At 66.3% G+C, this 3,759-nt stretch carries 5 protein-coding genes; all 5 read right to left on the bottom strand.

Going from position 1 to position 3,759, the window contains the following annotated elements; all coding sequences use genetic code 11:
• Positions 1-198 precede the first annotated feature (198 nt).
• Positions 199-999: a phytanoyl-CoA dioxygenase family protein gene (locus VNQ78_RS18650; protein ID WP_325692619.1), complete on the bottom strand. Its 801-nt coding sequence runs from the start codon at positions 997-999 to the stop codon at positions 199-201.
• Positions 1,000-1,048: 49 nt separating this feature from the next.
• Positions 1,049-1,720 carry a GntR family transcriptional regulator gene (locus tag VNQ78_RS18655; protein ID WP_325692621.1) on the bottom strand — a complete coding sequence of 224 codons (672 nt, stop codon included), beginning with the start codon at positions 1,718-1,720 and terminating at the stop codon, positions 1,049-1,051.
• Positions 1,721-1,759: 39 nt separating this feature from the next.
• Positions 1,760-2,677 carry a glycerophosphodiester phosphodiesterase gene (locus VNQ78_RS18660; protein ID WP_325692623.1) on the bottom strand — a complete coding sequence of 306 codons (918 nt, stop codon included), beginning with the start codon at positions 2,675-2,677 and terminating at the stop codon, positions 1,760-1,762.
• A complete protein-coding gene (locus VNQ78_RS18665; RefSeq protein WP_325692625.1) occupies positions 2,670-3,617 on the bottom strand; it encodes a M48 family metallopeptidase in 948 nt (315 codons plus the stop codon). The genes VNQ78_RS18660 and VNQ78_RS18665 overlap by 8 nt, the downstream gene beginning before the upstream one ends.
• 13 nt (positions 3,618-3,630) lie before the next feature.
• The coding region (locus VNQ78_RS21635; protein WP_414694112.1) for a LemA family protein at positions 3,631-3,759 on the bottom strand (129 nt) is incomplete at its 5' end.

Genomic DNA, 3,759 nt, shown 5'->3' on the forward strand with positions numbered 1-3,759 from the left:
GCCAGGTTCTCGCGCGCGCGGTCGGGCGAGAGATCGGCGATGCCCAGCAGGTGGATGCCCGGCGTGGTCGGGATCTGCGACAGGTACATCGAGCCGAACTTGCCGGCGCCGATGACGCCGATGCGCAGCGGATTGGCTTCGGCCGCGCGGGCCAGAAGCATGCGATGGAGACTCATGGTTTCCTCCGGCGTTTCTTGATTATTCTGCCGCGACCTTGCGGTTGACGGCGCGGATCACCGCATCGTCTTCCCAGGCGTCGACCGGTGTGAAGTCGCGATGCGCGATGTACTCGGGCCGCTTGAACTGGCGGATCGCATTGCTAACCGAATTGTAAGTCACGTAGATGATCTGGCGGTCCCACGGCGACATGTTGGGGCCGCTGCCATGGACCAGCGTGCCGTGGAAGAAGATCGCCGAGCCCGGGCCGCCCTTGGGCGCGACGATGCCGCCCTGGTCGACCAGCTTGGCGATGGTGTCGTTGTCGATCACCCACAGCGGATACGACGTGGTGGTGAGATCGTGGCTGGCCTCGATCGCACCCTTCTTGTGGCTCTTCGGGATGAACCAGAGCGGGCCGTTGAACTCGTTCACCTCGTCGATGAACACCGCGAGGTTCATGGCGCGCGGCTCGGGCATGGCGTCGTCGGCTTTCCAGGTGCCGTAATCCTGGTGCCACTGCCAGACGTCGCCGTCGAAGGCGGCCTTTCCGTTGATCTTGAACTGGTGGATGTAGGTCTTGTCCTTCAGGAGCTGCTCGGCCGGCTCGACGAAGCGCGGATGATGGACCAGCGCCTCGAACACCGGATGATAGGTGTGGACGGCGAAGGCGGTGCGCACCACGTCGCCGCTCTTTTCGCGCACGTTCTCGGGCCGGCGCTGGGCGAAGACCTCGGGCACCGAGTTCTTCAGGATCTGGGTCTCTTCCGGCGAGAAATAGTCGGGGAAGAAGAGATAGCCCTCTTCGTCGAATTGCTTCAGCTGCTCAGAGGTGAGCTTCATGGCGGTTCCTCCTTTGCCTTGTCGTTTTGCTTTGTAGAAAGCGCCGTCTTTACGCGGCGCGGGAAATCACGATCTTCAATCGTTTCGTCAGGATGTCAGCCATCTGTTCGGCATGGCCGCGGCACAGCGCTTCGGCCTCGGCTGCCTGCCCGGCCTCGAGCGCGCGCAGGATGCCCTCATGCTCGTCCCACACACTGATCCGCAGATCCTCTTCGCTCAAGGCCGCGGCCATCACCCGGCGCAGATGCTGCCAGTGCGGCTGGGCGGTCTCGCCGATCACGGGATTGCCCGAGGCTTCATAGACGAAGAGATGGAAATCGATGTCGGCCTCGATGACCGACGGCACGTAACCGCTCGCCACCGCGCGGCGGCCGACATCGAGCAGGGCGCGGCCACGCTGGACGAGGTGCGGCGTGTAATTGCTGGCGGCGAGCCGGGCGGCGGCGCCGTCGAGGGCGGCGCGGACGACGTAGAGATTGCGCGCCTGCTGGACGTCGAGCGGGGCGACGCAGACGCCCTTGCGGCCGGCATCGATCAGGAAGCCTTCGCGGCGCAGCAGCATCATCGCCTGCAGGACCGGCTGGCGCGACACGCCGAACTGCTGGGCGATCTCCTCCTGGGTGATGCGGGCTCCGGATTTCAGCTCCCCGGAGCAGATCGCTTCGAGGACCGAATCGTGAATTCGCTCGGAAAGATCGGGCTCGGGAAGGATGGGGCGCATGTCTGTATACAGAACACAGATGCGGCCCGAGTCAACCGCCTAGCGGGCTTTCAGGCCTTTGGAGCTGAGAATCTGGGCCCCGCGATCGGGATAGTCGGTGATCAGCCCGTCCACCCCGAGCTCGATCAGCCGCCCCATCTCGGCCGGGACATTCACGGTCCAGGGCACGACCTTGAGTCCGAGCCCGTGCGCTTCCTTCACGTTATCCGCCGTGACGTTGCGCCAGAACGGCGACCAGATCGCACAGCCGGCCGCCTTGGCGAGCCGCGGTACGGAGCCGCCATGGGCGGCGAGGTCGAGCCCGCCCAGCCAGGGCGAAGGCCGGCCGCCGCTGCGCTGCACCGTATCGAAATTGGTGCTCTCGATGCTGAGACAGCCGGTGGCGATCTCGGGCGCCAGCTTCCGGGCCTCGATCAGGCCGCGCCAGTCGAACGACTGCAGGGTGCTGCGGGCCTCGGCCTTGTCCTTGCGGATGCCCTCGACCGCCAGTTTCGCGAAAGGGGCCGGATCGAGCGTGAGGTCGGGTTTGCCCGGATCGGTCTTGATCTCGATGTTGAACCGGACTCCGGGTGCGGCCTGCGCGAAGAACTCGGTCAGGGTCGGGAAGCGCTGGCCGTCGACCGGCTTCTGCTCCGGGAACTGCTGGGCGTACTTGCTGGCCGGGTTGATGCGGCCGATGTCGTAGCGCTTCAGCTCGTCCAGGCTCAGCGTGCGGATGGCGGGGCCCGCCGCGGCGAGCCACTGGCCGTCCGGCCCACGCACCAGGTCGGGATTGAGATAGGGGTCATGGCTGATGACGACGACACCATCGCGCGTCACCGCGAGATCGGTCTCGAGGGTCGTGACGCCGAGATCCTGCGCCAGCTTGAAAGCGGCCAGCGTGTTCTCGGGCGCCAGCCCGCGCGCGCCGCGATGGCCCTGCAGGTCGAACGCCGCCGCGAGCCCGGTGCTAGCCACCCAGATTGCGCAGGCGAGCGATGCGATCCTCGATATCGGGATGCGTGGCGAGAAGCGCCGGCGTCTTGGCGGTGAACTGGCTGATCGGATTGACGATGAAGAGATGTTGCGTGGCACGACTCACTCCGGGAAAAGGGGCTGCCTTCTCCGCGAGCTTGCCCAGCGCGGAGATGAGACCATTGGGATTGCGCGTGAACTGCACGGAGGTCGCATCGGCGAGATATTCGCGCTGCCGCGAGACCGCCATCTGCACCGCCTTGGCCGCCAGCGGCGCCAGGATCGCGACCACCAGCAGCACGATGATCAGGATGCCGCCGCCCGAGCTGCCCTTGCGATCGTCGCTGCGCATCCGGCCCAGGTTCATCGTGCGCAGCGCCATGTCGCAGACCAGCGCGATCAGGCCGACGGTGACACCGACGACGACCATGTAGCGCGTGTCGAGGTTGCGCAGATGCGCCATCTCGTGCGCGACCACGCCCTGCAGCTCGTCGCGGTTCAGTGAATTGAGCAACCCGCGCGTGACCGCGATGGTGCCGCTGCCGATCCTGTTGCCGGTAGCGAAGGCGTTCAGAGCGTCGGTCTCCAGCACCATGACCCGGGGCATCGGCACGCCCGCGGCGATCGAGATTTCCTCGACCACGTTGTAGAGCTGCGGCGCGTCCTGCTTCTCGATCACCTTGGCGCCGGCCATGGACAGCACCATCTTGTCGCCCACCGCCAGCGAGATCGCGCTCCAGCCGACGCTGATCGCAGCCATCAGGCCGGCGGCCGCGATGCCGACCTGGCTCACGGCCGGCAGCGAGCCCGAGGACTCGCCCTCCAGCAGCGCGCCGACCAGATAGCCGATCCCGCCCGCCAGCAGCGTGAGGACCGCCAGCAGCACCATCGTGTTGCGGCGGTTCTGGTTCTGGGCGGCGACGAAGTCGGTGGTGGCGCTCATGCACCTCGTCCTCTCAGCGCAACGCGACCTTCGGCACTTCGCGCTCGGACTCCGGCATGTTGAACAGGTCCATCGGTCCGAAGCCGAGTGATGCGGCGGCCAGCACGGCGGGGAAGCTCTGGCGGCGGGTATTATAGGTGTT

This window comes from Paracoccus sp. (in: a-proteobacteria) (genome assembly GCF_035556475.1).
In the GTDB taxonomy this organism is placed as follows: Bacteria; Pseudomonadota; Alphaproteobacteria; order Rhodobacterales; family Rhodobacteraceae; genus Paracoccus.

What these genes read in the sequence shown, in the direction of transcription:
- VNQ78_RS18650 (WP_325692619.1), bottom strand. Translation starts at nt 999, where the DNA reads ATGAAGCTCACCTCTGAGCAGCTGAAGCAATTCGACGAAGAGGGCTAT.
- VNQ78_RS18655 (WP_325692621.1), bottom strand. Translation starts at nt 1,720, where the DNA reads ATGCGCCCCATCCTTCCCGAGCCCGATCTTTCCGAGCGAATTCACGAT.
- VNQ78_RS18665 (WP_325692625.1), bottom strand. Translation starts at nt 3,617, where the DNA reads ATGAGCGCCACCACCGACTTCGTCGCCGCCCAGAACCAGAACCGCCGC.